Genomic DNA, 22,950 nt, shown 5'->3' with positions numbered 1-22,950 from the left:
GGAGCGCGGGTCAGTCGGCACTCATCCGGAAGTCGTACCTGGCTGGCAAGGGGTACTGCTCGCGTGCGCGATCGCGCAGCTCATCGGTGATCGGCCGGTCCTCCAGCGCTGCCAGCTGGCGGACCTGGTACTCGGCCCACAGATCGCTCAACGCAGTGTCGGCCTCGCGCAGATCCTCCACGACCAGGCCGTCGTCGAGGATGCGGCCGACCTCGTCGAGGTCACCGAGGGCAAGGGCCGTCTGCGCGGTCAACAGCCCGACCCGGCCGGGCACCTCGTCCGGCAACGTCGACAGCAGGTCGCGCGCCGCGTCGGGGCGCTCGGCCTCGAGGAGAGTTCGGGTCGTCTCGATCACCAGCGCCGAGTGGCCAGGAGCGAGTTCACACGCGGCGCGATAGCGCTCGACGGCCGAAGGAAGGTCACCCTCGAGGCGGTCGAGGACGGCCAGGTTGCGCAAGGCCCAGGCGTTGGCGCGGATCTCGTACGACCGCTCCCACGCCTGACGGGCGCCGTCGCGCTCGCCGTCCTGGCATCGCATGAGCCCCAGGTGGAGCTGCGCCTCCCAGCTGTCGTCAGCGACCGGTTCCAGCAAGGTCCGCCACTCGGGCTGGATCATGAAGGCGGACGGCGGCTGGCGGGGATCGGTCTCCGGGAACCGTCCCGTCCGCAGCAGGGTCAGCCATGGCTGCTGCGGTGCGGCAATGGACTCCTGGGGGAAGGGCGTACCGGGGTGGCCGAGCCCACTCCTGAGCTGTTCCAGCGCTCCCCATCCTGAGCCGTGCTGCAGGACCTCGTCGGGTGCCTGGTCCGCCCAGCGGCCACAGGAGTCCAGCTCGTCCTCGATCGCACTGGTGGAGACGAGATCCTCGAGTGAGCCCTCGGCGGCGGCTCGGGCGCCATGCCAGTCGCCGTCGCCGTGCACGGCCTGCGGATCGCTCTCGAGCATCCCGTACGCCTCGACCCAGGACCATCGTGCGCCGGGCGGCATCGGTGCGTACTCCAGCTGGGTACTCGCGATCCCGGCCTGGATCTCCAGGTACGCCGGACCGGGCTCGGACAAGAACTGCTGCCACCGCTGCCCACCGGGGCCGTTCCCCCAGACGAACAGCTTGCGGCCGCCCAGCCGCGCCGTCGATGTCTGGACGAGTCCGGTGCCAGTGCCGTCCAGCGCGGCGATCCATGGCCGCCGGGCCTCGCGGATGTCGAAGAAGTAGTCGTCGGCGACATCGCTGCGCGTGGGATAGCTGCGATCGACCCCACCCGAGACGGGGACAGGGACGTACGACACCGTGCGGGTGTGGCCGATGTTCCACGCTGCGTCCGCGGGAGCCAGCACGCGGGTGTCGGGGGTCTCCGGGACAGCGATGTTGGACCACCAGTACATCGGCAGCGTGCCCTCGTGCGGGTTGGTGATCCGGCAGTGGACGTACAGGACGGGGGAGCCCGGCGGGAGGTAGGCATCGATCTGGAACGGCACCTGCCGAAGGCGCTCCCACTCGTACATCCTCAGCACCGGCACTCCGTCGGGACGGGACAGACGCGCAGCGTGCACCGGCTGGCAGGTCAGTGGCGAGTGGCCGATCACGCCGATGTTCCACTCGACACCACCGGAGAACCACGCGTTGGTCGTGGACAGGTTGGCCAGCTGCAGCGTGGGGTTGCGACAGAGCAGCTCCCGGCCGGTCGGCTTGTGCTCCAGTGACGACAGGCGACCGCCGTAGCCCAGCAGGAACGTCGCTCGGAGCAGCTCGTTCTCCAGCACGGCGATCGGCGTCTCGATCTCCTGGAGGTCTCGCGTGTAGCCGTCCTGAGTCGCGTACGGCAGCACGTTGGCCACCTGGCCATAGCCCGACCGAGTGGCCAGGTCCTCTGTCTCAGGCCCGAAGCCGACACCGGTGTTGATGTCCGCCGAAGCGACGAGCGGCGGCAACGGGTTGGCCGGTCCGAGATCGGCTGCCGCGAGAGTCAGCCGGGACACGGTCAGCGTCGACGCTGTGTCCGCACGGGTCGAGGTCACGATCCCACTCCTGAAGACGTTGATTTTCCTGAGGACCCCACCATCTCGTAGCGTGTCGCGTCGTCACTCACCGGAGGTCCCGATGCAGCGCACCATGCTCAAGTCCAAGATTCACCGCGCCACCGTCACGCAGGCCGACCTGCACTACGTCGGCTCGCTGACGATCAGCAAGGACCTCATGGAGGCCGCCGACCTGCTGCCCGGTGAGCAGGTCGACGTCGTCGACATCGACAACGGCAACCGGCTCACGACGTACGCCATCGAGGGCCCGGCAGGTTCCGGCGTCATCGGCATCAACGGAGCCGCCGCCCGCCTCATCAGCCCCGGCGACCTGGTCATCGTGATCTCGTACGCCGTCGTCGAGGACGCGGAGGCTCGCGCCCTCCAGCCGCGGATCGTCTTCGTGGACGAGGCCAACCGGATCGTCGAGGCAGGTCACGATCCCGCGCACGTGCCAGACGGGGTCGAGGACCTCCTCGACCCCCGCCTGGACGCGCGAGCCCGCTGAATGCCGGCCGGTCGAGTCAGCTGACCGGGGTGAAGTCGCGGGAGGCGAGGAAGGGTGGCCGAGGCGAAGCGGCGGCGTACGGCTCCACGCACGCGTTCTCGACGCTGTTGTAGACGATGAACACGTTGGAGCGCGGGTACGGCGTCACGTTGCCGTTGGAGGCGTGCATGCAGTTCGAGTCGAACATGATCGCCCCACCGGCCCGACCTTCGAGCACGTCGATGCCGAAGTCGTCGGCGAAGTCGCGCAGCGTCTCCCGATCCGGCGTGCCCGCTCCCTGCATGACCAGCGAGCTCTTGTAGTTGTCGTCCGGCGTCTCGCCGACGCACGAGATGTACTGCCGGTGCGAGCCCGGCATGATCATCAGCGGCCCGTTGAACGAGTGGTTGTCGGTCAGTGAGATCGAGATGCTGACCGCGCGCGGCGTCGGCATACCGTCCTCGGCGTGCCAGGTCTCGAAGTCGGAGTGCCACGAGAACTCCTTGCCCTCGAAGCCAGGCTTGGCGTTGACGCGGCTCTGGTGGATGTAGACGTCCGAACCGAGGATCTGGCGGGCGCGAGCGACGACGCGAGGGTCGTACGCGATGGCCCGGAACACCTCACTGGTGAGGTGGACGTCGAAGATGCTGCGTACCTCCTGCGAGGCGGCCTCGACGATCGTGCGCTCATCGGCACGCACCGCCTTGTCGGCCGACAGGCGGGTCAGCTCCTGCCGCATCTGCGCCAGCTCCTCATCGCTGATGAGCTGGTCGATGACCAGGTAGCCGTTGTCGTCGAAGTGCTGGAGCGTCTCGGTGTCCAGCGGTCCGCCGGCCGCGCTCATGTGCACGATCGGTCCCTGTCGTTCGATGACACCTGCCTGGGTGCCCGTACGAGTGGGGTAGGTGTCCGTCGGCGTCGCCAACGTTGTCACGTCATCCTCCTGCGGTGTTGGGTGTTCCTCTCTGGAAAGGGAGCGAGTCCTGTTGCATCGCAACAGGACTCGCCCAGGTCATACGAGGTGCAAGGTCTCAGGCGGAGACCGGCTCCTCGGTCACGAGCGGGTACACGCCGTTCTCGTCGTGCACCTCGCGGCCGGTGACGGGTGGGTTGAACACGCAGGCGCACCGGATGTCCGTCGTCGCCTTCACGGTGTGCTTGTCGTGCTTGTCGAGCAGGTACATCGACCCCGGGCTCAGCGGGAACTCCTCACCGGTGTCGCGGTTCAGCAGCGTCCCGGTGCCCTCGTAGACGTAGACGCACTCGACGTGGTTGGCGTACCAGAACTCCGACTCGGTGCCGGCGAACAGCGTGGTGTCGTGGAACGAGAAGCCCACGCCGTCCTTCGCCAGCACGAAGCGGCGGCTGCGCCAGTTGCCGTGCTCGACGTCGTTCTCAGTGCCATCGAGGTCGCTGAGGTTGATGACCTTCATGAATGTCCTTTCGACAGAAGCAGACTCGGTACGACGTTCGCGCCCTTCAGGGGACGAGCGCGGGCTCGCGCTCGGCCACCCGCACGGACTGGACGGGCTCAGTCAGGGGAGTGCCGGACCCGAGCACTGAGCTGGCGGCGTCGACCAGGATCTCCAGGCCCTCCTCCATCTCGGTCTCGGTGATCGTCAGGGCAGGCATGACCTTGATGACCTCGCCCTTGGGACCGGACGTCTCGATCAGCAGCCCGCGCTCGAACGCCGCCGCCTGGATCCGGCCCGCGATGTCGTCCTCTGGGAAGGCCACGCCGGTCAGCAGGCCGCGGCCACGCAGGAGCGCGCCGTCGCAACGGGCGATGATGCGGTGCAGGCCCTCGCGCAGCTGCTCGGAGCGCGCGGCGATGTTCTGCTCGAGCGCGTCGTCGGCCCAGAAGGTCTTGAGCGCAGCGGTGGCAGTGACGAAGGCGGGGTTGTGGCCGCGGAAGGTGCCGTTGTGCTCACCGGGCTCCCACTGGTCCAGCTCGGGGCGCATCAGCGTCAGCGACATCGGCAGGCCGTAGCCCGAGATCGACTTCGACAGGCACACGATGTCCGGCTCGATCCCGGCCTCCTCGAACGAGAAGAACTGCCCGGTGCGGCCGCAGCCCGCCTGGACGTCGTCGACGATGAGCAGCACGTTGTGCCGACGGCAGAGTGCCTGCAGCTCACGCAGCCACACGTTGCGGGCAGCCTTCAGGCCGCCCTCGCCCTGGACCGTCTCGACGATGACCGCGGCAGGGGTGTCCAGGCCCGAGCCGCCGTCGCTCCACGTGCGGTCAAGCCACATGAAGTCGGCCGTCTCGCCGTCGAAGTAGTCGTCGTACGGCGCAGTATTGGTGTGGTAGAGCGGCGTGCCAGCGCCGGCACGTTTCATCGAGTTGCCCGTGACAGCAAGGGAACCCAGCGACATGCCGTGGAAGGCGTTGGTGAAGCTGACGACGTCAAGGCGGCCGGTGCACTTGCGCGCGATCTTCAGCGCAGTCTCCACCGCGTTGGTGCCGGTCGGGCCGGGGAACTGCACGGTGTAGTCGAGGTCGCGCGGCTTCAGGATCAGGTCCTGGAACGTCTGGAGGAACTCGCGCTTGGCCACCGTGTAGGTGTCGAGGGAGTGCACGACGTTGTCGCCAGTGAGGTACTCGACCAGGTGCTTCTTGAGCTCGGGGTGGTTGTGCCCGTAGTTGAGCGCACCGGCGCCCGAGAAGAAGTCGATGTAGCGGCGGCCGTCCTCGGCGTACTGGTACACCCCCTGGGCCTTGCTGAACACCGTCGGCCACTCTCGGCAGTAGCTGCGGACCTGGGACTCGCGCTCTTCGAAGATCGTGGTGTCACTGGTGGTCGAGGTCATAGGGGTCGTCCTTCCGGGGATGAGATGAGGTGCGGGCGCGGGAGAGCGGGGCCCCGGTCATACCAAGGGCCGCGCTCGGTCGCGCTCAGCGCAACGGGCCGATGCGGTAGAGCCGCTCCGGGTCGTGCTCGTCCGGGAAGTGCTGCGATCCGAACAGGTCCGCGCGGTCGATCGAGGCTCCTCGACCCTCCGCGAACCGGGTGAACAACGCGATGGAAGCAGCGTTGTCATCAGTGATGGTGGTCTCCATCCACCGGGCGTCGGCGACCCGGTCGGCGAGGGCGTCGAGCATGCCCAGTGCGAGGCCGCGACCGCGGGCCGCGTCGTCGACGGCGACCTGCCAGACCATCAACGTCTCGGGCGACTCCGGCCGGGTGTAGCCGGTCACGAAGCCGGCGGGCTCGCCGTCCACGTCTGCCACGACCGAGGTGGAGGCGTAGTCACGACACCACAGCAGGTAGGCGTACGAGGAGTTGACGTCGAGCGACCCGGCATCGGAGGCGATCCTCCACAGGTCGCCACCGTCTGCGAGAGACGGTGGACGAAAGTCGTTGGCACTGCTCGTGGTCGAAGGGGCGATGGGCGTCAGGATGGCGCTGCTCACGCCCATTGAACGTAACGACTCCGGCGGAGTAATCAACCTGGCACACCCTTCTGAGCGAAGACACGCCGAGCGTCGCGCGACGAGTCGAGCTCGACCTAGCCGCTGTATCTCGGGGGATTCTTGTGGTTCGGGCTCCGCATCGAAAATATTTCGAGATTGTTTCGCCGCGCGGTCCCACCTGCCGGGCATCGGGGCCCGAGAAGTGATGCACCTCACACGAATTCGCGTGGTGCTGGCCAGCCGGAGACCGGCCCGATGTACGACGACGGGGCGCGACGTACGACGGCGGGGGCGCGTCGTACGACGACGAGGCGCGACGTACGACGACGAGGCTCGGACGTACCCGCCGCATACGAAGCGGCCCCGACGCGGAGGCGCCGGGGCCGCTTCGAGCGGAAGAGCTTAGGAGACCGAAACGGCCGTCCAGGCCGCAGCAACGGCCTTGCTCTCGGTGCTGTCGGCGCCGTACTCGGCGTCAGCAGCCTTGATCATGCCCGCGCGCAGGTCCGCGTAGGACATGTCGCTCGTGCCGTAGTCCTTGATCGCGTTGTACCAGATCTTCGCGGCCTTGTCCTGACCGATACCCGTGATGGTGCTCTGGTCACAGGTCTCGCTGTTGCCCCACTCGTTCTCCCCGCTGCCGTTGGCCAGCAGGAAGAAGAAGTGGTTGCCGACACCCGAGGTGTAGTGGGGGTCGTCGTTGGCGGTGTCCGCGCTCCAGCAGTCGTGCGACGCCCCGTCCTTGGACGGCTTGTCCATGTAGCGCAGCGGGGTGCCGTCGCCGTTGATGTCGATCTCTTCGCCGATCAGGAAGTCAGGCTTGTCCTCGGTGCTGTTCGCCTTGAACTCCACCATCGTGCCGTTGATGTCGCTGTTCGACTCGTTGATGCCACCCACGTCGCCCTCGTAGCCGAGCTTCGCGAGCGCCTCCGCGACACCGTGCGACATCTCGTGGCCCGCGACGTCGATCGCGACGAGCGGCTTGGCGTCGCCCTCACCATCGCCGTACGTCATCTGCTGGCCGTCCCAGAACGCGTTGACGTAGCCGGTGTCGAAGTGGGTCCGTGACGGCACACCCTTGCCGTCGTCGAAGATGCCGTTACGGCCGTAGGCGTCCTTGTAGTAGTCCCACGTCGTCGCTGCACCGAAGTAGGTGTCGACGCCGGCGGACGCACGGTCACTGTTGGTGCCGTCACCCCACGCGTTGTCGTCGTCGGTGAACAGGGTGCAGTCGCTGCCCTCGCCCTTGTTGTTCATGTCGCACGCAGTGTTGCCACCGCGGTCGGGGTCGGTCATCGAGAACTTGCCGTCAGCGCTGGTCGTGTTGATCTTGACCTCGCCGAGGAAGAGCGACTTGCCGGTGCCCTCCTCGCCTGCGGTCGCCGTACCGGTGCCGTGCGTGGCCGGCGAGACCGACGCCCAGCTCACGCCGGGCAGGTTGCGCGCCGTCGTCATGGTGACCTTGGGTGCCTTGGCTCCCATGGCCGCCTTCGAGGTCGCTGCGGACATCAGCGACTTGACCATCTCGGAGGAGCGGATGGTCTTGCCGGACTGCGCGTCGACCAGGACAGCCTTGTGGCTCGGGGTCATACCGTCGGCCTGCTTGCCGACCACCACGGTCATCCACGCCAGAGCCGGCTTGGCTCCGGTGGCGTCCACGACCAGCATCGGCTGGGTGGCGCCGGTGGCGTTGAAGTTGTGCGCGCCGGCCGCCGCAGCGGTGCGGGCGGTCGCCTTGGCGACCTTGGCCGTCGTACCGACCGTGATGGGCGCCTGCTGGGAGACCGAGCTGCCGGTGACCTTGCCGCCCTTGCTGTGCACGACGAAGTCGCCACCCACGACCGGCAGGCCGTGGAAGGTGCGGTTGTAACGCACGTGGCTGCTGCCGTCCTTGCTGGTGGTGGTGCGGACGACCTGGTAGCCGTCGCCCGCTGCGCCCTTGACGTCGCTTGCGTGCGTCTTGAGGTACGACGACACAACCGCCTGGGCGGTCTGGTGGCCGCCGTCAGTGGCGCCTGCTGCCATGGCCGGGGATGCCGCGATCGATCCGATCGCGATCATTGCCGAACCGGTCAGCGCGATGTGCTTCTTCCTCATGATGAGGTTCCTCTCTGGGTGGGTGCCGCCCTGCTCACCCCGGCTACTACGGGTTCCCCCGAGGTGCCCGGCCGGAGGGAGGCCGGGTGCTGCGACGCGTCCCAGCCTGGCGAGAGATGCCGCCGTCGAGGTATGTCAGCCGGCTATGCCTTCCTTACCGACTCTTGGCTTTCCGATGGCTATCAGATGACTTCGCGGTGCCTACGGTCGAGGTGATGGAGATCGAACTGCGGCACCTCAAGCTCGTACAAGCTGTCGGTGAGCTCGGCAGTGTTTCCAAGGCGGCAGCCGCACTGAGCACGACCCAGCCGGCGGCCACCCGCCAGCTGCGGCGCATCGAGGACTCGTTGGGCAGCCCCCTGTTCGAACGGTCTGCAGATGGCATGACCCCGACTCCGGTCGGTGAGATGGTGCTGGCTCGCGCGCAGAGTGTGCTGGCCGCCGTCGAGACGTTGTGTGCAGATGCGGACCAGAGCGCCGGTGCGGCTCCGACCGTCGTGACGGTCGGAGCACGCACCGGACCACCCCTGATCGCGATGGCCGAATATCTCGACCGCGCGCTGCCCGCGACCCGCGTCGTGCCCGAGAGCGAGACCCGGATGCAGGTCCTGGTCGACATGGTCTCGGCGGGCCTGCTGCATGCCGCCAGCTGTACGGAGTTCGTCGGGTGGGAGGTCGACCTGCCGGCCAATGTCGAGCGGCACGCGGTCTCCGTGGAGCCGGTGTTCGTCGTCATGGCGCCCACGCATCCGTTGGCCCACCGCGAAGAGGTGGAGCTGGGTGACCTGACCGAGGACGGCTGGGTCGTCGAGCCTGCCGATATGGACCGCGAGCCCGAGGTCCTGGCTGACGCATGCAACCGCGCGGGCGGTCGTCCCCGCGTCGAATACACGTTGCAAGGATCGTCCGCCCTGGCTTTCATCAGAGGCGGGGCACGAGTCGGACTGTGCGCACCGTCCGCGCGTTTCGACGGACTCGTCACCCGACCGCTGGTCGGTTCACCCATTCAGGTGCGGACTCTGCTGATCCTCGGTCCGCGTAGCCCGCTGAAGAGTGTGGCTGTGCGGCTGGCTCAGGCGATCGGCTCGCGGCTGGACGCCGAGGCGCGCACGACTCCGGTGTACGCCGGATGGCTGGACCGGCAGCGCCCCCTCACCTCGGTCAGCTGAGCCTCTCCCTGGTGGGCTGAGTTCAGTAGCCCGTGGTGCCGTCGACGGCCTCACGCAGCAGATCGACGTGCCCGAGGTGGCGGGCGTACTCCTCGATCATGTGCACGTAGACCCAGCGCAGGTTGACCTCCTGGCCGCGGCGGCGGCCGAGCAGCGGTGCGCTGAGATCAGATACGGCCCGGGCTCGGTCCCGCGCTCCGGCGACCTCTTCGTGAAAGCGCGCGACATCCGCGAGGGCATGCTCGGTCCCGATGTTGTTGAAGTCTCCGTCGGGGTCGTGCTCGCAGTAGAGCGCCGGTGCCTCGATGCCGGCGACCACCGAGGTGAACCAGTAGTGCTCGACCTTCGTGAGGTGGCGGGTGACCCCGAGCAGCGACAGGGTCGACGGACTCACGGGCCGCTCGCACAGCTGCTCCGCGGTGAGGCCGGCGATCTTCAGCGGGAGCGTCGTCCGGTACAGCTCCAACCAGCTCTCGAGTGACTCGCGCTCGTCGGCCATGAAGGGCGGGTCAGCGCGATCGTCGTCGGGTTCGGGCGTGGTCAGGGAGGTCACCGCGTCACCCTAGTCAGGGCGTCACGCTGGCCAGGGCTCAGCCTCGGGTCGCCGACGCGAGCTGCACCACCCGGCGTACAACGCCTTCGTCCCAGATCACCCGGCGATGACCCAGACCCGAGGTAAGCACCAGGTCGCTCCCGGCCCACGCATCGGTGAGGAGTACGGCGCCATCGGCCGGGGTCTCGCGGTCGTCGCGGTCGTGGGCGACGAGGAGCCGGGTCCCAGGAGCCTGGGCATTGACCTCGTGGGCGATGCGATCGAGATCGAAGTGCGCAGCGGGATAGCCGATACGCCGGTCGAGGCGGCGCGCGAGCCGTCCGGTCGTGCCGTGGCTCAGCCCCAGCATCTGTCCGAAGGCCCCGACCATGGGAGCGACGCGTACGCCCGGCGCGAGGAAGGCGTACGCCTTGGCTCGTGTCCCGCCAGTCCAGGCCCACATGGTTGCCATCGCTCCGAGAGAGTGGGCGACGACGAGATCGGCCGGGCCCTGCTGCCAGGCGACGACAGCGAACGCGTCACCCATCTCCATGAGGGTGGTGCTCCGGCCGCCGTGCTGCCCGGGTGCAGACGCGCCGTGGCTGGGGGAGTCGTACGCCACCACGCGGTAGCCGGCGTCAACGAGCGCCGGGACGTAGGCCGCGAGCTGTTGCCACCAGCCTCCCCAGCCGTGCACGAGGTAGGCCGTCGGCGCGTCGTCCGGGCCGTAGATCATCCCTGAGACGTCGACGTGGTCGTGCCGGACGCGGAAGCGGCGGCCGTGCGCCGGCGTGAAGCGTTCGCGGTACGACGGCGCCGGCTTCTCGGGCAGTCGGAACCACAGGTGCTCGGCGATACGGGCTGCCTGCTCCGGGGCGACGCGATCCAGGGTCCGGGTGGTGGCGAGGAGGGTGCGGAAGGCGGGGGATAGAGCCGTCCGGGGCGTTGAGGTGCGAACGGTCGTGCTTTTTTCTAGTGTCATCTCAGGTCCTCAGGTTCTCGAGTGGTCTCAGGGGCGGTGGTCGTCGAGGAGGCGCTCGAAGGCGCGCTCGGCTCGCATGGCCGCGTCGGGGTCGCGCAACAGTCGAGTGGAGAAGTGGAAGCCGAGCATGATGGCGTTCAGGTCGTACGCCAGCTGTCGCGGGTCGGCGTCGGCCCGCAGGTGCTCCTCGGAGATGCCTGTGCGAAAGATGGTCTCGACGGAGTCGAGCCAGTCGCGCTGGAGTCGCACGAGCGTGTCTCTGACGGGACCTTCGGGCTCATCGTCGAACTCCCTTGAGGCTTCGACGAATACGCAGCCGCCGGGCAAGGCGTAGTCGGCGTAGCCCTCCCAGCCGATCCAGCGCTCGAACAGCTTGCGGATGCGTGGCTCGCCCCGCGGCTCGGCGATGGCGGGCTCGAGGACGAGTCGACGGATGCCGTCGCCGGCAAAGGCAAGGACGTCGGTCTGCAGCTGCTCCTTCGAGCGGAAGTGGGCGAACAGTCCACTCTTGGACATCTCGAGCGAGGTTGCGAGCGCCCCGATGCTCAAACCCTTCAAGCCGAGATGGCTGGACTGGGCCAGCGCCTCGCGCAGCACCAGCTCGCGCGTCTCCAGGCCCTTGGTCATGCCATCAATAAAAGCACGGTCGTTCGATGGTGGCAAGACCCATCTCCGGCGGCTGTCAGTGCCAGTCCTGATGACGCAACCGGCGCAGCACCATCCAGCCGTCGTCGTCTGCGGATGAGCGGTCGAGGGCGACGGCGAGCGCGGAGGTGTAGTCGGACAGCACAGCACCCTTGCCCGGCCCTTTGCCGTGCTGCGACCGGACCTGCCACACGGACTCGGTCGGATCCAGGGACGGTGAACGCTCGGGCTGCTCGCCGGTCTCGTCCCACTCGCGCACGGTGTGCCCTCGATGGACGACAGCGCAACGCTCTTCGAGCAGGATCGACTTGTAGCCCGTCGGGACCTCGTCCAGGAAGTCACCGTCGAGAGCGCCCCAGCCGCGCGGCTCGCCGGCCGGCCAGGCCCTGCCCCAGCCGTGACCGGCGTATGTCACCCAGTGCGTGTCGGGAGAGCGCACGTCGAACGGGTCGATCCCGTCGCCTGGCCAGTGCCACGTGATGGACGTGCCGCGTAGCGGGCCCGGCGTCCGGGTGCGTCGAGTGGTGACCAGGTGGCCGGGCATCCGCACCGAACCGTCGACGCCGCCGAGGACCTCGGCCGGAACCACCGCGGTCTCGGACCAGTGCTCGCTCGCGAAGATGGCGCGCAGCTGTTCGGGCGTCAGTCCCCACGGGCGCTGCTCGTGATGAGCGGCAGCGAGGACTCGGACGGCGCCACCGGGTCGGGTGAGGCGGGCGAGGCTGCGGACGTACGCCTCGACGTCCCGGTCGTCGAGGCTGTGCAGCAGGCCCGAGTCGAGCACGGTGTCGTACACCTCCGGCGCCTCCCCGAAGGACACGGCATCAGCGACCCGGAAGTCCACGGCCAGGCCGCGTATCTGTGCCCGGGCCATCGCGCGGTCGATCGCTTCGTGCGCGAGGTCAATACCGGTCACCGTGGTGTCGGGCGCGCCGGGATGCGCGGCGACCCAGAGCGCGAGCTCGCCGGTGCCGCAGCCGATGTCGAGCACGCGCGGACCGACGCTTGTGGAGGACAGCAGCCGCGCGAGGGCGGGTTGCGGGCCCCCGATGTCCCACGGGATGTCGTCGTTCTTGTGTCGCTGGTGTTGGCGGTGGGCCAGGTCGCCCATGCACGTTCCCTTCGGGGCCAGTGGTGGCCTGGTCTTCGTTCGTGAGCGAAGTGTGAGCAAATGATGGCAGGCGCGATGCCCGTGGTGGGATCCGTGACCTGACGTCCCGGATTGCGGGTCGGAGTCGGTCATACTGCACCGCATGCGTGCCGCCCTGACCGTGTTCGTGGTCCTGCTGGTGCTGCTGGTCGGGCATCTGCTGGTCGTCGTGCGTGATGCGCTGTTCGAGCGCGGGCTGAGCACCAAGACCTCGGTGCACGTCGCGCTGGGCGAGGACATGCTGTCGCCGCGGCACCTGCTGATCGGCATGGTGGCCTTCGTCGGCGCGTACCTCGTAGGTCTGACGATCAACGGACGTGAGGGCATGACGTACGCCGCCCTGCTCGTTCTCGCGGTCCTGGTGGCTTGGGGAGGCTGGGTTGTCGCACGAGTTGCGTTGCGCCGCAAGGTTCTTGGCGACCGAGCGGTCCCGTGGTGGAGCGTGCTGCCGACCTCTCTGGTGCTGGCCGGGCTGTTCGCCTGGTCTGGCATCGCCTAGCCGGGCGCGGCGTCGCATTCCCGCCAGACCGTGCGTCGGAGTCGGGCCACACTGATCGATGTGACCACTTCCTTGAAGGCTGACTCGGCTGCGGCACCGACTGCGAGCCATGACGTGCGCGCGATCGCCGCCATGGGCGTGACGCTGCTCATGTGGGCGTCGGCCTTCGTCGCGATCCGACACCTCGGGCACGAGCTCAGCGGCGGACCGTTGGCCTTTGGCCGGCTGCTCGTGGCAAGCGTCGTCCTCGGCGTCGTCGTCCTGATCGACAAGGCGCGCTCTAAGGTGCCCGGAGCCTGGCCCGATCGGACCGGATGGCTGCGCGTGATCGCCTGCGGCGTCCTGTGGTTCGGCATCTACAACGTTGCCCTCAACGAAGGCGAGCGTCGGGTCGACGCGGGCACGGCGGCCATGCTGGTCAACGTTGGCCCGGTGCTGCTGGCGGTGCTGGCCGGGCTGTTCCTGGGGGAGGGCTTCCCGCGCCGTCTGGTCGTCGGCACGAGCGTGGCGTTCGCAGGCGTCGTGGTGATCGGGATCGGCACCTCGACGGGTGGCGCCCAGACCGCAGGCGTCGCCTTGTGTCTCCTCTCTGCGCTGACTTATGCGCTGGCCGTTGTCGCCCAGAAGCCTTTGCTGGCAACGATGTCAGCGCTACGGGTCACGTGGTTGGCGATCGTCGTCGCGACCGTGTGCTGCCTGCCGTACGCTCCGGGCCTGGTCGACCAGCTCGCCGACAGCGGACCGGCGACGGTCGGATGGGTGATCTACCTCGGTGTCGGACCGACCGCCTTGGCCTTCACCACCTGGGCCTACGCGCTGGCCCGGAGCACGGCCGGCTCGACAGGTATGACGACGCTGCTCGTGCCGCCGCTGACCATCCTGCTCGGCTGGCTGCTGCTGGGTGAGGCGCCGCCGGCGCTGGCCTACGCCGGCGGCGCGCTCTGTCTCGCAGGCGTGGTGCTCGCCCGCCGTAAGGCTCAGGTCAAGCCTGCGGCCCCTTCCAGTCGACCAGCTGGATCTTGAGCCCGTTGGGGTCGGTGACCTGGAAGGCTCGCTCGCCCCACTCCTCGGCCGTCAGCGGCATGGTGATCTCGACCCCCTCCGACTCCAGTCGCGCCAGCTCACCTTCGAGGTCATCGACCTCGAAGGCGAGGATCAGGCCCTGGGCGGGGGTATGGCGTTGATCCTCGGGAAGGGTCGGCATGCCGAGGCTGAGAAAGATCACGTTGGCTCCGACGTCCTCGCGTCGCAGAGACGCGAATCCCTCTGCCGCCATGGCCTCTTCGAAGCCGAAATGGTTCTTCAGGAACTGACTGGATGCCTCGACATCCGCAACGTTGAGGGACAGGGCGGTGGCACTCACTCGCATGGAGATCCTCTCTACGACGTACTTCGTACACCGTACAACGTACGGAGTAGCAGAATGTTCCCATGCCCTCTGATGACGCGCAGCTCCTCCGACTGCTGTGGCGCGAGGAGGCGCCCTCACGTCGCGGTCCACGCCAGCGCCTCACAATCGACGCCGTGGTCGAGGCGGCCACGGCGCTGGCAGACCGCGACGGCCTCGACGCGATCACGATGCGCAGCGTGGCGGGGCGCCTCGGTGCCAGCGCGATGACGATCTACACCTACGTCCCGGGCAAGCCCGAGCTGATCCAGCTAATGGTCGACAACGCGTACACGCGCATGCCGCGATCGGCGTACGGCAGGCTCGGCTGGCGTCGTCGCCTCACGCTGGTCGCACAGGACAACGTCGATCTGTACGCCGCGCACCCTTGGCTGGTCGATGTCACCACCGCGCGACCGCCGATGGGACCGGGGGTGATGGCGAAGTACGAGCACGAGCTCCAGGCGCTCACCAGCACCGACCTGGACGACGTCCGCATCGACGACGTGCTGTCGCAGGTGCTGGCGTTCGCGCACTCCGCGGCGCGGGTGGCGCGGGACGCCGCGAGTGCCGCGGCTCAGTCAGGGATGGCCGACGAGGAGTGGTGGGAGCAGGTGGGTCCGCTGCTCGCGAAGGTCCTGGACCCGGCTATCTACCCGACGGCGACACGGATCGGCCAGGCCGCCGGCGAGGCCCACGGCAGTGCGCTGAACCCCGACCAGTTCTATCGATTCGGCCTGGAGCGCCTGCTCGACGGCATCGCCGCGATCGTGCCCTGACAGGCGAGGCGGGCGGCCAGATGCTGAGGGTGCCAATATGAACGGGTGACACTTTCAGACGCGCCCTCAGAGCAGAAGCCGTGGCCCGCGCTCTACGCCTTGTGCATCGGGTTCTTCATGATCCTGGTCGACTCCACGATCGTCTCCGTCGCGACGCCGGCGATCATGGAGGGCCTGCACAGCGATATCAACGGTGTCGTCTGGGTGACCAGCGCCTACCTGCTGGCGTACGCCGTACCGCTCCTCATCACCGGCCGGCTCGGCGACCGGTTCGGTCCCAAGAACCTCTACCTCGTCGGGCTGACCGTCTTCACGCTCGCGTCGGTGTGGTGCGGCCTCACGACCACGGTCGGGATGCTGGTCGCCGCCCGGGTGCTGCAAGGTCTCGGCGCAGCGTTGCTGGCACCGCAGACGATGGCGGTCATCACGCGAATCTTCCCGGCCGAGAGGCGTGGTCAGGCCATGGGCTTCTGGGGAGCAGTGGCCGGTGTGGCCACCCTGGTCGGACCGATCCTTGGCGGCTTCCTGGTCGACCACTGGGGCTGGGAGTGGATCTTCTTCGTCAACGTCCCCGTCGGCATCATCGGCTTCGTCCTGGCCTGGCGTCTCGTGCCGAGCCTGCCCATCAGCTCACACCAGTTCGACCTCGTCGGCGTTGGGCTGTCCGCCGTCGGGATGTTCCTGCTGGTCTTCGGGATCCAGGAGGGGCAGTCGTACGACTGGGGTCAGATCCGCGGGATCATCTCGGTGCCGCTGCTCATCGCGGTCGGTGTGGCGGTGCTCGGCGTCTTCGTCTGGTGGCAGCGCCGCAACCGCCGCGAACCGCTGGTCCCACTCGTGCTCTTCGCCGATCGCAACTTCAGCCTCGCCAACGTCGCCATCACCACCGTCGGCTTCTCGATCACCGCGCTTGCCTTCCCGCTGATGCTCTACGCCCAGGCCGTACGCGGGATGTCGCCGACGCGGTCGGCCCTCCTCCTCGTACCCATGGCGTTGATCAGCGGGCTGCTCGCGCCGTTCGTCGGTCGGCTCGTGGACCGTATGCACCCACGGGTGCTGGCCGGTATCGGCCTCGGCGCGTTCGCCGTCTCGTTGGTCTGGCTCGGCGCGATCCTGCGGCCCGGTACGCCGGTGTGGCAGCTGTTGCTGCCCATCGCTCTCCTCGGGGTTGCCAACGGATTCATGTGGGCACCCCTGTCAGTGACCGCAACCCGGACGCTGCCACCGCAGCGGGCTGGCGCGGGTGCGGGTGTGTACAACACCACTCGACAGTTCGGCGCCGTGCTCGGGAGCGCGGCAATCGCCGCGCTGATGGAGTCCCGACTGGTCGCGCACCTCGGTGACGCCGGGTCAGGGATGACGGGAGGACCCGAGGCCGCCCAGCAGCAGCTGCCGGTGGCCGTACGAGACGGTTTTGCTCGGGCGATGGGGGAGGCGCTCTACCTGCCCGCCTTGGTCATCTGCATCGGAGTGGCCGCCGCGCTGCTGTTCCGCAACCCGCACGTACGAACGGGCACGGCATCCGAGACGGATGCCGTGCCCGCTGCGCGCTGACCTCGAGGGTCAGGGGATGTCGTCGACCGGCTCGTCCACCGGGGGAGTGCTCGCGATCTCGACGTTCTCCGGGAAGTGGCACGCGGCCTGCTGCCCCGGCGCCAGTTCGACGAGCTGAGGCTCAGAGGTCTTGCAGATCTCCTGCGCCTTCCAGCACCGGGTGTGGAACCGGCACCCCGACGGCGGGTTGATCGGGCTCGGCACATCGCCGACGAGGCGGATGCGCTCCCGCTCGGTGCGCCGACGGGTGTCCGGGATCGGGACCGCCGACAGCAGCGCCACCGTGTAAGGGTGCTTGGGGCGCTCGTAGATGTCGTCCCGGTCACCGATCTCGACGATCTTGCCGAGATACATGACCGCCACCCGGTCAGACACGTGCCGGACGACGGACAGGTCGTGCGCGATCATCACGTAGGTGAGGTTGAACTCCTCCTGGAGGTCCTCCAGGAGGTTGACGACCTGAGCCTGGATCGACACGTCCAGTGCGGAGACCGGCTCGTCAGCGACGATCAGCTTGGGTCGCAGCGCCAACGTGCGGGCGATCCCGATGCGCTGCCGCTGACCGCCCGAGAACTCGTGCGGATAGCGGTTGTAGTGCTCGGGATTGAGGCCGACCAACTCGAGCAGGTCCTGCACGGCCTTCTTGGTGCCGTGCTCGGTCTTGATGCCCTGGATCCGGTAGGGCGCCCCGACGATCTTGCCGACCGTGTGCCTCGGGTTCAGCGAGGAGTACGGGTCCTGAAAGATCATCTGCATGTCGCGGCGCAGCGGTCGCATCGCGTTGTTGGACATGTGGGTGATGTCGCGACCCTCGAAGACGATCTTCCCGGCCGTTGGCTCCTCGAGCCGGGTCAGCGTCCGACCCGTGGTCGTCTTGCCACACCCCGACTCACCGACCAGGGAAAGCGTCTCGCCCTGACGGACGGAGAAGCTCAGCCCATCGACCGCGCGAACGGCGGCCTGCTCCCGCTGGAACAGACCATCACGGATGGGGAAGTGCTTGACCAGGTCGGTGACGGTCAACAACTCTTCGCCGAACGCCGGCCCGGCCGACTCCGACAGCGTCTCCGTGCTCTCGTCGGTGCTCATGCTTCTCCTCGCAGCCGCGGCGCAATGTCGTTCTCCCAGATCGTCGCCCGCTCCTCGTTGGACAGGTGGCAGGCGACGCGGTGGCCGCCACCGACGTCGAGCAGCTCCGGACGTTCGGTCGTGCTGAGGTCGCCGTTGCGGCCGGCGTACTCACAGCGCGGGTGGAAGGCGCATCCGGACGGGATGTTGATCAGGCTGGGAGGGTTGCCCTTGATGGGGATCAGCCGCTCGCTGCGAGCCCGGTCGATGCGCGGCATCGAGCCGAGCAGCCCCCAGGTGTAGGGGTGCTGCGGCCGGTCGAAGATGTCCTCCGCGGTGGCGTACTCGGCCGCCCGCCCGCCGTACATCACCAGAATGTCGTCGGACAGCTCCGCGACCACGCCGAGGTCGTGCGTGATGATGATGACCGCGGAGTTGAACTCCTCCTGCAGGTCCCGGATGAGGTCCAGGATCTGCGCCTGGACCGTGACGTCCAGGGCGGTCGTCGGCTCATCGGCGATCAGCAGCTCAGGGTCGCACGACAGCGCCATCGCGATCATGGCGCGCTGACGCATACCGCCGGAGAACTCGTGCGGGTAGGCGTCCACCCGCTTGTCCGGCTGCGGGATGCCGACCCGGTCGAGCATGTCGATCGCGTGCTTGCGCGCGACTCCCTTGCTGACCTTGTTGTGGACGCGGTACGCCTCCACGATCTGGTTGCCCACCGTGTAGTAGGGGTGCATGGCCGACAGCGGGTCCTGAAAGATCATCGCCATCCGCTTGCCGCGCAGCTGGCGTACGGACTCCGGGCTCGCATCGACGAGGTCTTCGCCGTCGAGCAGGATCTGCCCGGAGATCTGGGCCGAGCCACGTTTGTGCAGCCCCATGATCGACAGACTCGTCACGCTCTTACCCGAACCGGACTCGCCGACGATGCCGAGCGTCTTGCCGCGGGCTACGTCGAAGGTCAGACCGTCGACTGACTTCACGATGCCGTCGTCGGTCGGGAAGTGCACCTTCAGGTCTTTGACTTGCAGATACGGATCCTGGTCAGCCATCAGCCGATCCTCACCCTCGGGTCGACAACGGCGTACAAGAGGTCCACGACCAGGTTGGCGATGATCACGAATACCGAGGCGACCATGGTGACGCCCAGGATCTTCGGGAGGTCGTTCTGCACGATGCCCTCCACGGCGTACTTGCCAAGACCGTTGAGACTGAACGTCTTCTCGGTCAGCACCGCACCTCCCAGGAGGAGGCCGATGTCCAGGCCGAAGATCGTCAGGATCGGGGTCAGCGCGCCGCGCAGTCCGTGCTTGATGACGACGTTTCGCTCACGCAGACCCTTAGCCCGCGCCGTCCGGATGTAGTCCTCGTTCATTGTGTCCAGCATGCCCGCTCGGGTCAGTCGGGCGTACTGGGCGGAGAACAGCAGGGCGAGGGTGATCCAAGGCAGCATCAGGCATTGCGCCCAGGTGATCGGATTTTCCTGGAATGGCACGTAAGAGCCGCCGGGTTTGGTCCAGTGCAGTTGATAGCTGAAGAACGCCAGGGAGATGAGACCGGTGAAGAAGATCGGTAACGACACGCCTGCGAGAGCGACTGTCATGGCCGCTCGATCGAACAGGCTGCCGCGTCTCAAAGCGGATAGCACCCCCGTCGCGACGCCGAAGATCACCCAGATGAGTGCCGCGCCGACGGCAAGGGACAAGGTGACTGGAATGCGGTCGAGCAGTTCCGGCCAGACGGGTTGCTTCTTCAGGAAGGAATAGCCGACGCAGGGGGCCGGACACTTCTCGACTCCGGAGCCGTAGTCATACTCCTGACCGACGAAGAGGCCTTTGGCCCAGTTGCCGTACTGCACCACGATCGGGTCGTTGAAGCCGAGCTTCTCGGCGGTCACCTTGACGGTGCTCTCGGTCGCCGACCGGCCGACGTAGCGGCTGGCCAGCGTCTCCGGCGTGGCGCCCGCCCAGCGGGGCACCAGGTAGAAGATCGAGAACGTCATCACAGTGACGACGAACAGCAGGACGACGGCGGCGACGAGCCGGCGAACGATGAATGCGATCACAAGCGGTGGCACGGGCCAGGTCCGGGAGATCGTCCCGGACCTGGCCCGATGCCTTCACCTACCTCACAGGGTTGGAATGGTCCTGACTTGCGGAACGGGCTACTTCACACCCATGGACAGGTAGTCGTACATCCCGTAGGCGTCGCTGTAGAACACGTTGCTCAGTCGCGAGCTACGCAGCAGCAGAACCTTGCCGTAGAGACCGGGGTAGACCTCGGCCTCCTGCATCACGCGCTTGTCGATCGCGCCGTACTGCGCGTCTCGCGCGCCCTTGTCGACGGTGGCGACAGCCTTGTCGAGCATCTGGTTGACCTGCGGAATGCGCACGCTCACGTTGGATGAGCCACCGGTCTCCCGGATGACGCGGCTGTCGACGATCTGCGAGATGAACCCGAAGCCGTCGTTCCAGTCCGCACCCCAGCTGTTGGTGGCGAGACCGACACCGTTCTTGCGCATGTAGGGCGGGTTGCCGGCGAACTGGGAGAAGTAGTCACCGGACGGAACACCCTTGAGCGTGAGCTTGATGCCGATCCGCTTGAGTGACTGCTGCACCGACTCGGCGGTGGCCCGCTCCTTCGGGCGGTCGGCCCGGTAGAGCATGGTCGTGGAGAAGCCGTTCGGCTGACCGCACTTGGTCAGGCTCTCCTTGGCCTTGGTCAGGTCGCCCTTGTGGTCCTTGCCGTTCGGGTACAGGTCGAACTTGGAGTAACCCGGGATGCTCGGCGGCATGACCGTCGTCGCGAGGTCACCACCGGAGAACTGGCCGCCGTACGCCGTCTGGTAGCCCGTCTGATCGATGCCGTACATCACGGCCCTGCGGCACTCGATGTTGTCGAACGGCTTCACCTGCGACGTGATCGACAGGTACTGCAGGCGCGCGATGGTCGGGTTGTCCGACCGAGCCTTCAGCGCCGGGTCCGCGAGAATGGTGCCCTGGGCCGCAGCCTGGACACCCGTACCAGCGATGTCGACATCGAGGCTGCCGTCCTTGATGCGGTTGTCGATGTCATTGGCGTCGACGTTGAGCGTGACCTCGTAGCCGTCCGGCAGCGCCTTACGCAGCGGGTCGGTCTTGGCGTCCCAGTGCGGGTTGCGCTTCAGGGTGTAGAGCTTGCCGTTCTGCACCTTGTCGAACATGTAGGGACCACTGGAGATCACGTGGTTGCGGTACTTCGAGCCCGTGTCCTTGGCCTGCGGCACAGGCACGGTCTGCGGCAGCTGGGCCAGGTAGTCGAAGCCACCGAAAGCCTGCTTGAGGTGGAAGACGATCGTGTAGTTGTCCGGGGTGCTGATCGCCGAGTCGGTGTTCATCCCCTTGGACTTGTAGGGGCCCTTCCAGTCCTTCGGCAGGTTGAGGAACTGCTCGAAGTACGCCGGACCGTTGGGGAAGGTGACCTTGTCGGTCGAGCGAAGGACCGCGTACTTCACGTCCTGCGCCGTCACCTCCTTGCCGTCCTCGTACTTGACGCCCTTGCGAATCTTGTACGTCCAGGTCTTGCCGCCATCGGTCGGCTTGCCGAGGCTCTCAGCAAGGTCCGGGACCAATTCATTGCTGGCCTTGCCGGGAGCCGCCTTGAAGGTCAGCAGCGAGCGGCCGTAGACGCGCAGGAAGTCCCAGGACATGCCGTAGTACGTCTCACCGGGGTCTGGGGTGTCCCAGTCCTCGGAGTGGGCGAGCTTGATGATGCCGCCCTTCTTGGTGGACGGGTTGAGCACCGACGTCAGGCCGGCGTTGAAGGCTTCCTTACCGCCCTTGCCGTTGCCGTCACCGGAGGTGCCGTCGCTGGAGCTGCCCCCGCATGCGGTCAGCCCCAACGCGAGCACGGCGCCAGCGGCGACCGTGAGCTTCAATCGCTGTTTTCTCATGGTGTGGGTACACCCCTTCTGTGTGGAGCTGGCCGTTTGTCGAGCCAGGTGCGGTGGTGTCGAGGAGTCATCGGTTGCCCTTCGGGTCGAGCGCATCGCGCAGCCCGTCCCCGAAGAGGTTGAAGGCCAGCACGGTCACGAAGATCGCGAGTCCGGGCCAGAGCATGAAGTGCGGCATCGTGTAGTAAGAGACCGCATCAGAGAGCATTCCGCCCCACGTCGCGGTGGGCGCCTTGATGCCGACACCGAGGTAGGACAGGGCGGCCTCGAACAGGATGTTGGTCGGGATCAGCAATGTCGCGTAGATCAGGATCGGCGGCATGAGGTTGGGTAGCACTTCACTGACCAGGATGTGAGGACGCTTGGCGCCTAGGCTTCGGGAGGCATCGATGAATTCGCGCTCGCGCAGAGACAACGTCTGGCCGCGCACGATCCGGCCGATGTAGGGCCAGTTGAAGAAGCCAATGATGAACACCATCAGGGTGATTCGCAGCGGATCGCCCTTCAAGCCGAAGGCCGCGTCCGGGATGACTCCGGCGAGGGCGATGGCGAAGACCAGGATGGGGAACGCGAGGAACAGGTCCATCAGCCGGCTGATCAGCGCATCGACCCGACCGCCGAAGAAGCCGGCGATGATCCCCATCGTGGTGCCAATGACCACCGACAGCAGCGTCGCAAGGAAGGCGATCAGCAGCGAGATGCGCGAGCCGTAGACGACCCGGCTGAAGATGTCGCGACCCTTCTGCGGCTCGACGCCCATCAGGTGATCCCAGCTCATGCCGCCGAACTTGCCGTGCGGGGCCATCGTGCCGCCCTGGGTGTCCACCAGGTCGGTGTGCCAGACGTTGGGGTCGGTGCCGAAGATGTTGACGATGAGCGGTGCGAAGATCGCCATCAGCGTGAGCAGCACGATGACGATGCCTCCGCCCATGGCTACGCGGTCGCGCTTGAGGCGGCTCCAGGCGATGCGGCCGAGCGACCGCCCTTCGATCTTCTTGGCTTCAGCGAGGGTCTCAAGCTGTGGCACGTGCCCAGGGCCGACTTCGAGCGGAGCGGTCACGGGAACCCAGCACCTACCTTGTCATCCAGAATGTGAGATCAAGACTGCCGCCTCAACCTGACGCCCGTGGGCGTTTGAGTCAAAGGCTTCCGGATCCCTGTTGCTCAATCGTGACCGGATGGTGGGCGGACCCCAGGCTCGACGGATGCGGGCTGAGTCGACACGCCTC

At 67.3% G+C, this 22,950-nt stretch carries 22 protein-coding genes; 6 read left to right on the top strand and 16 right to left on the bottom strand.

What is annotated here, in order from left to right:
- Positions 1-10: 10 nt before the first annotated feature.
- A complete protein-coding gene (locus tag VV02_RS20505; RefSeq protein ID WP_052594580.1) occupies positions 11-2,017 on the bottom strand; it encodes a DUF5107 domain-containing protein in 2,007 nt (668 codons plus the stop codon).
- Between the two features lie 82 nt (positions 2,018-2,099).
- Here VV02_RS20505 and panD point away from each other — a divergent pair, with 82 nt between their 5' ends.
- Entirely contained in the window at positions 2,100-2,525 is a 426-nt protein-coding gene (gene panD, locus VV02_RS20500; RefSeq protein WP_052597347.1) for an aspartate 1-decarboxylase, read from the top strand.
- 16 nt (positions 2,526-2,541) lie between these two features.
- Here panD and thpD read toward each other — a convergent pair whose 3' ends face one another.
- The 5 genes from thpD to VV02_RS20475 all read right to left on the bottom strand — a co-directional run bounded on the left by thpD (position 2,542) and on the right by VV02_RS20475 (position 8,019).
- Positions 2,542-3,438, bottom strand: coding sequence for an ectoine hydroxylase (gene thpD, locus VV02_RS20495; protein ID WP_052594578.1), 897 nt, complete (start codon positions 3,436-3,438; stop codon positions 2,542-2,544).
- A gap of 97 nt (positions 3,439-3,535) precedes the next feature.
- Positions 3,536-3,937, bottom strand: coding sequence for an ectoine synthase (locus tag VV02_RS20490; RefSeq protein WP_052594576.1), 402 nt, complete (start codon positions 3,935-3,937; stop codon positions 3,536-3,538).
- Positions 3,938-3,983: 46 nt separating this feature from the next.
- A complete protein-coding gene (ectB, locus tag VV02_RS20485) occupies positions 3,984-5,318 on the bottom strand; it encodes a diaminobutyrate--2-oxoglutarate transaminase (protein ID WP_052594574.1) in 1,335 nt (444 codons plus the stop codon).
- An 85-nt stretch (positions 5,319-5,403) separates the two neighbouring features.
- The gene (gene ectA, locus VV02_RS20480) at positions 5,404-5,922 is read right to left on the bottom strand and encodes a diaminobutyrate acetyltransferase (protein WP_245633151.1); all 519 of its coding nucleotides are present in this window, start codon (positions 5,920-5,922) and stop codon (positions 5,404-5,406) included.
- Positions 5,923-6,324: 402 nt separating this feature from the next.
- Entirely contained in the window at positions 6,325-8,019 is a 1,695-nt protein-coding gene (locus tag VV02_RS20475) for a M4 family metallopeptidase (RefSeq protein WP_052594570.1), read from the bottom strand.
- A 215-nt stretch (positions 8,020-8,234) separates the two neighbouring features.
- Between VV02_RS20475 and VV02_RS20470 the strand changes: the two genes are divergently transcribed.
- Positions 8,235-9,188 carry a LysR family transcriptional regulator gene (locus VV02_RS20470; protein WP_169787728.1) on the top strand — a complete coding sequence of 318 codons (954 nt, stop codon included), beginning with the start codon at positions 8,235-8,237 and terminating at the stop codon, positions 9,186-9,188.
- A gap of 22 nt (positions 9,189-9,210) precedes the next feature.
- Here the strand turns inward: VV02_RS20470 and VV02_RS20465 are convergent, their stop codons facing one another.
- From VV02_RS20465 to VV02_RS20450, 4 genes are read right to left on the bottom strand one after another with little or no spacing between them, the layout of a single operon-like run.
- Positions 9,211-9,741: a DinB family protein gene (locus VV02_RS20465; protein WP_245633150.1), complete on the bottom strand. Its 531-nt coding sequence runs from the start codon at positions 9,739-9,741 to the stop codon at positions 9,211-9,213.
- A 37-nt stretch (positions 9,742-9,778) separates the two neighbouring features.
- Positions 9,779-10,702 (bottom strand): alpha/beta fold hydrolase, encoded by a 924-nt coding sequence (locus VV02_RS20460; protein ID WP_052594566.1) that lies wholly within the window; start codon positions 10,700-10,702, stop codon positions 9,779-9,781.
- Between the two features lie 27 nt (positions 10,703-10,729).
- Positions 10,730-11,329 carry a TetR/AcrR family transcriptional regulator gene (locus VV02_RS20455; protein WP_052594564.1) on the bottom strand — a complete coding sequence of 200 codons (600 nt, stop codon included), beginning with the start codon at positions 11,327-11,329 and terminating at the stop codon, positions 10,730-10,732.
- Positions 11,330-11,384: 55 nt separating this feature from the next.
- Positions 11,385-12,458, bottom strand: coding sequence for a class I SAM-dependent methyltransferase (locus tag VV02_RS20450; protein WP_052594562.1), 1,074 nt, complete (start codon positions 12,456-12,458; stop codon positions 11,385-11,387).
- A gap of 142 nt (positions 12,459-12,600) precedes the next feature.
- On the opposite strand from VV02_RS20450, the gene VV02_RS20445 reads away from it, so the two are divergent.
- Positions 12,601-12,996, top strand: coding sequence for a hypothetical protein (locus VV02_RS20445; protein WP_052594560.1), 396 nt, complete (start codon positions 12,601-12,603; stop codon positions 12,994-12,996).
- Positions 12,997-13,056: 60 nt separating this feature from the next.
- Entirely contained in the window at positions 13,057-14,019 is a 963-nt protein-coding gene (locus VV02_RS20440) for a DMT family transporter (RefSeq protein WP_245633149.1), read from the top strand.
- On the opposite strand, the gene VV02_RS20435 is transcribed toward VV02_RS20440, so the two are convergent.
- The gene (locus VV02_RS20435) at positions 13,979-14,365 is read right to left on the bottom strand and encodes a VOC family protein (RefSeq protein WP_052594559.1); all 387 of its coding nucleotides are present in this window, start codon (positions 14,363-14,365) and stop codon (positions 13,979-13,981) included. The two genes, VV02_RS20440 and VV02_RS20435, sit on opposite strands and share 41 nt — an antisense overlap.
- 62 nt (positions 14,366-14,427) lie before the next feature.
- Between VV02_RS20435 and VV02_RS20430 the strand changes: the two genes are divergently transcribed.
- Together VV02_RS20430 and VV02_RS20425 are read left to right on the top strand one after the other, a co-directional pair.
- A complete protein-coding gene (locus VV02_RS20430) occupies positions 14,428-15,162 on the top strand; it encodes a TetR/AcrR family transcriptional regulator (RefSeq protein ID WP_052594558.1) in 735 nt (244 codons plus the stop codon).
- A 117-nt stretch (positions 15,163-15,279) separates the two neighbouring features.
- Positions 15,280-16,716 (top strand): DHA2 family efflux MFS transporter permease subunit, encoded by a 1,437-nt coding sequence (locus VV02_RS20425; RefSeq protein WP_083450325.1) that lies wholly within the window; start codon positions 15,280-15,282, stop codon positions 16,714-16,716.
- Between the two features lie 9 nt (positions 16,717-16,725).
- Here the strand turns inward: VV02_RS20425 and VV02_RS20420 are convergent, their stop codons facing one another.
- The 5 genes from VV02_RS20420 to VV02_RS20400 all read right to left on the bottom strand — a co-directional run bounded on the left by VV02_RS20420 (position 16,726) and on the right by VV02_RS20400 (position 22,748).
- Complete coding sequence (locus VV02_RS20420; protein ID WP_052594555.1) at positions 16,726-17,805, bottom strand: ABC transporter ATP-binding protein; 1,080 nt, start codon at positions 17,803-17,805, stop codon at positions 16,726-16,728.
- Entirely contained in the window at positions 17,802-18,842 is a 1,041-nt protein-coding gene (locus tag VV02_RS20415) for an ABC transporter ATP-binding protein (protein ID WP_052594548.1), read from the bottom strand. The genes VV02_RS20420 and VV02_RS20415 overlap by 4 nt, the downstream gene beginning before the upstream one ends.
- Positions 18,842-19,867 (bottom strand): ABC transporter permease, encoded by a 1,026-nt coding sequence (locus tag VV02_RS20410; protein WP_245633148.1) that lies wholly within the window; start codon positions 19,865-19,867, stop codon positions 18,842-18,844. Before VV02_RS20410 ends, VV02_RS20415 begins: the two co-directional genes overlap by 1 nt.
- Before the next feature lie 87 nt (positions 19,868-19,954).
- Positions 19,955-21,721, bottom strand: a complete 1,767-nt coding sequence (locus VV02_RS20405; RefSeq protein ID WP_052594543.1) for an ABC transporter substrate-binding protein — start codon at positions 21,719-21,721, stop codon at positions 19,955-19,957.
- 67 nt (positions 21,722-21,788) lie between these two features.
- Complete coding sequence (locus VV02_RS20400) at positions 21,789-22,748, bottom strand: ABC transporter permease (RefSeq protein ID WP_245633147.1); 960 nt, start codon at positions 22,746-22,748, stop codon at positions 21,789-21,791.
- Positions 22,749-22,950 lie beyond the last annotated feature (202 nt).

This window comes from Luteipulveratus mongoliensis (assembly GCF_001190945.1).
In the GTDB taxonomy this organism is placed as follows: domain Bacteria; phylum Actinomycetota; class Actinomycetes; order Actinomycetales; family Dermatophilaceae; genus Luteipulveratus; species Luteipulveratus mongoliensis.
The sequence above is the reverse complement of the archived record's forward strand: the minus strand, read 5'-3'. Positions and strand labels throughout refer to the sequence as shown.

What these genes read in the sequence shown, in the direction of transcription:
- ectB (WP_052594574.1), bottom strand. Translation starts at nt 5,318, where the DNA reads ATGACCTCGACCACCAGTGACACCACGATCTTCGAAGAGCGCGAGTCC.
- VV02_RS20445 (WP_052594560.1), top strand. Translation starts at nt 12,601, where the DNA reads ATGCGTGCCGCCCTGACCGTGTTCGTGGTCCTGCTGGTGCTGCTGGTC.
- VV02_RS20490 (WP_052594576.1), bottom strand. Translation starts at nt 3,937, where the DNA reads ATGAAGGTCATCAACCTCAGCGACCTCGATGGCACTGAGAACGACGTC.
- VV02_RS20450 (WP_052594562.1), bottom strand. Translation starts at nt 12,458, where the DNA reads ATGGGCGACCTGGCCCACCGCCAACACCAGCGACACAAGAACGACGAC.
- panD (WP_052597347.1), top strand. Translation starts at nt 2,100, where the DNA reads ATGCAGCGCACCATGCTCAAGTCCAAGATTCACCGCGCCACCGTCACG.
- VV02_RS20405 (WP_052594543.1), bottom strand. Translation starts at nt 21,721, where the DNA reads ATGAGAAAACAGCGATTGAAGCTCACGGTCGCCGCTGGCGCCGTGCTC.
- VV02_RS20435 (WP_052594559.1), bottom strand. Translation starts at nt 14,365, where the DNA reads ATGCGAGTGAGTGCCACCGCCCTGTCCCTCAACGTTGCGGATGTCGAG.
- VV02_RS20475 (WP_052594570.1), bottom strand. Translation starts at nt 8,019, where the DNA reads ATGAGGAAGAAGCACATCGCGCTGACCGGTTCGGCAATGATCGCGATC.
- VV02_RS20455 (WP_052594564.1), bottom strand. Translation starts at nt 11,329, where the DNA reads ATGACCAAGGGCCTGGAGACGCGCGAGCTGGTGCTGCGCGAGGCGCTG.
- VV02_RS20415 (WP_052594548.1), bottom strand. Translation starts at nt 18,842, where the DNA reads ATGGCTGACCAGGATCCGTATCTGCAAGTCAAAGACCTGAAGGTGCAC.
- VV02_RS20430 (WP_052594558.1), top strand. Translation starts at nt 14,428, where the DNA reads ATGCCCTCTGATGACGCGCAGCTCCTCCGACTGCTGTGGCGCGAGGAG.
- VV02_RS20425 (WP_083450325.1), top strand. Translation starts at nt 15,280, where the DNA reads ATGATCCTGGTCGACTCCACGATCGTCTCCGTCGCGACGCCGGCGATC.
- VV02_RS20460 (WP_052594566.1), bottom strand. Translation starts at nt 10,702, where the DNA reads ATGACACTAGAAAAAAGCACGACCGTTCGCACCTCAACGCCCCGGACG.
- VV02_RS20420 (WP_052594555.1), bottom strand. Translation starts at nt 17,805, where the DNA reads ATGAGCACCGACGAGAGCACGGAGACGCTGTCGGAGTCGGCCGGGCCG.
- VV02_RS20470 (WP_169787728.1), top strand. Translation starts at nt 8,235, where the DNA reads ATGGAGATCGAACTGCGGCACCTCAAGCTCGTACAAGCTGTCGGTGAG.